The organism is Niastella sp. (assembly GCF_045805085.1).
Classification (GTDB): domain Bacteria; phylum Bacteroidota; class Bacteroidia; order Chitinophagales; family Chitinophagaceae; genus Niastella.
The window spans coordinates 1-2,823 of the sequence record NZ_JBJMLX010000358.1 but is presented as its reverse complement, the minus strand read 5'-3'; the positions used below and the strand labels follow the sequence as shown (position 1 = coordinate 2,823).

Here is a 2,823-nt window from a genome sequence, read left to right as displayed (position 1 = left end):
GGTATACGATCATGCACGATTCAACGCTTCGGGTAACCTTTGGTACCAACCAGCCTTCACCGGTGCAGTTGTACCTCAACACCTCGGTTACCCCCGCTGTGGCTTCCAGTGGCGATGCAGTGTATAAAGGCACGCCCACCGGGTTGTATATCTATAAAATGGTTGACCCGAATGTGATCAACAACAGCGTGGGTACTACCGCCCGGGTGTTGCCACTGATCCGGTATGCGGAAGTGGTGCTGAATTTTGCGGAGGCCACCAATGAAGCGGTGGGTCCTGTAACGGAAGTGTATCAGTCCCTGGAAGCCATCCGGCAGCGGGCTGGTTTACGCCCCTGGCAATTGCCTGCCGGTTTAAGCCAGGCGCAGATGCGCGCCGTGATCCGGAAAGAAAGAAGACTGGAACTGGCTTTTGAAGGATTTCGCTTTTGGGATGTACGCCGCTGGCTGATCGCCGATCAAACCGAAAACCAAACCATGCACGGCATGGAGGTTGACCGCGGACCGGACGTGGTGTATAAACCATTCGTTGTGCGAAAACACAATTTCAGCAAGGCCATGTACCTGTGGCCGCTGCCCCTGCCGGAGGTAGCCAAATCACCCGAACTGTTACAGAATCCATTATACTAACTGAGATAGCTATATGAAATGCGAAGCATTCGCGAACGCCATTAAAAAAATATGTATGAATGTGAGCAAAAAGATATTAACACCCATACTATGTTTACTTGGCTTTTTTGCCTGTAAACCGGAACTGTTGGTGGCCCCATCAGAACCTGTCAAGAACCTGACGGGCAGCTGGCAGATCATAAAAGCCACGCGCAATGGTACGGACCTTACCACCCGATTCAACTTCTCACAATTCAAAATTCATTTTACCGACAGCACCTATACCATCGATAGCCTGGTGCCGTTTATCGTGAGCCATAATGGGAAATGGTCGTTCGACGATCCCATCTATCCTTTTAAGCTCAGCTTTCAGGCTACAGACAGCAGCGCCAGAACATCCCCGCTGCAGTATCCTGTTACCGACGGGCAGCGCAACCTCATCATCACGTTCAGCCCCGGCTGTAGTTTGAACACCTATCAATACACCCTTCAAAAAGCGAACTAATGCAAGATCAGTCAATACAACAAAAACCATCGGGTAAACGCAGGTTTTCGGCCGGTGTGGTGTGGAAGCTCATCGGCGCCGGGTTGCTGCTGATCATGGCAGCCTGTTCCATAACCATCGATAATGTGGCCATACCCGGTAGCATCAGCGGCGGCAGCACCCTGCCCATCACGTTGAACGTAACCATTAGCACCAACCAGGTGCAAACTTCCAACTTTATGGTAGCGGTGCTGGTGCCCAAGGTATGGAAGACAGCACAAAACGCCACCATCACTTTTTCCAGCGATATCACCTCCGGCGACCAGGCCATGTCGGTGATCCCGGCGGGAACGCCCGCGCCGCAGGGCGGTGGTATGGACTGGCCCACGTTACTGGCCACTAAAATTGGTAATGGTGGTAACCTGTTGCCCGATTACGAATGGGTGGCGTTTTATTCCAATACCAGTTATTCGGTAGATGCCAATGCTACCATCCACGCTACAGTAAGTATTAAGATCAAAACAAGTCCTGATAACCTCTTATTCAAACTGGGTTACTGTGTGGCCAACAGTACAGATGGCCTGAGCAGTTCCGACCGCTATGCATCGGCGTTCTCCGGTTGTTTCCAGGTGAACGGTACCGGCGACCTGATCGATTTCTGTAATCCCCAGATCTCCACCGTTGATCCGCGCGCCTCGCTCGACAATGATATCATCACGCTCACTTTTGATGGCGGCGTGCAATCAACTGCGCTCGACAACGCTTCACAGGTATACCTGTGCATTTCGGGGATCACCGATACGGGCGACAGTCTGGCTGTTTGTACGCAAACCGATGCCACGAAGATGACGGCGCTGGGTTTGAACAAATGGCAAAAAGACATCTGGCCAAGAAAACTCTTCAATCTCACCGATAAACAACACCTCACCGGGCTCCGGTATTTTTTTACCGATGCCAGTGGTATCAACAAGGTGGGGTATGCCGGTGGACCGGCGCCATTCCTGTATACGTTCAAATGCCAATAACAACTAACTGCACAATTCAACTGCTTTTTATGGTTCATACCAGCATATATAAAAACATAGTAAAAACAGGCAGCGTGTTGTTCCTGGCGCTGTTGTACATCGCCTGGCCGGATACCTGCCTGGCGCAAACCGCTGTTACAGGAACGGTGGTGGATGACCACGGTTATCCAATCCAGGGAGCCCTGGTGCACCTGAAAGGAGAAAAATACGCCCAGGTCACCAATAAGGATGGTGTTTTTGAATTGACCGCCACCCCGGGCGCTGTACTGGTGTTTGAATATCCCGGCTATAACACCATAGCCATAAAAGCGGGCAGCAGGCAGCCGTTGTTCGTGCGGTTATCGACCCGTTACCTGCAGCAAACAGTTGCGCCGCAAAGCAACACCTTACCCGCGGGGGATACGATCTATATTCCAAATAAAGCAGCGCCCGATTGGCAGGTGCTGTATGGCCAAACCAATGCCAGTTCATTTTTAGGTTCTATTGCTACAATAGGCGTGAATCAGTTGGGCGCCACCCCCGCCTCCTCTTATACGTATGCATTGCCCGGGCGGTTGACCGGGTTGAATGTGATGCAGACCAGTGGCTTTTATACGCCGCTAACGGGCAGCCTTACCAGCCGCGACATCTTTGTAGGGAACATTCCCAACAATACCAGCGGGGCGGGGCCTACCGATAATACCGAGTTCAATATTCAGCTCAGAGG

General features: G+C 51.8%; 4 protein-coding genes. All 4 read left to right on the top strand.

Annotation, left to right across the window (positions count from 1 at the left end):
* Positions 1-629, top strand: a 629-nt coding sequence (locus ACJ751_RS18545; protein WP_407747010.1) for a RagB/SusD family nutrient uptake outer membrane protein, incomplete at its 5' end; no start/stop codon positions are given.
* A gap of 55 nt (positions 630-684) precedes the next feature.
* Positions 685-1,113: a DUF5004 domain-containing protein gene (locus ACJ751_RS18540; protein WP_407747009.1), complete on the top strand. Its 429-nt coding sequence runs from the start codon at positions 685-687 to the stop codon at positions 1,111-1,113.
* Positions 1,113-2,117 carry a DUF4961 domain-containing protein gene (locus ACJ751_RS18535; RefSeq protein ID WP_407747008.1) on the top strand — a complete coding sequence of 335 codons (1,005 nt, stop codon included), beginning with the start codon at positions 1,113-1,115 and terminating at the stop codon, positions 2,115-2,117. Before ACJ751_RS18540 ends, ACJ751_RS18535 begins: the two co-directional genes overlap by 1 nt.
* A 29-nt stretch (positions 2,118-2,146) precedes the next feature.
* The coding region (locus ACJ751_RS18530) for a carboxypeptidase-like regulatory domain-containing protein (RefSeq protein ID WP_407747007.1) at positions 2,147-2,823 on the top strand (677 nt) is incomplete at its 3' end.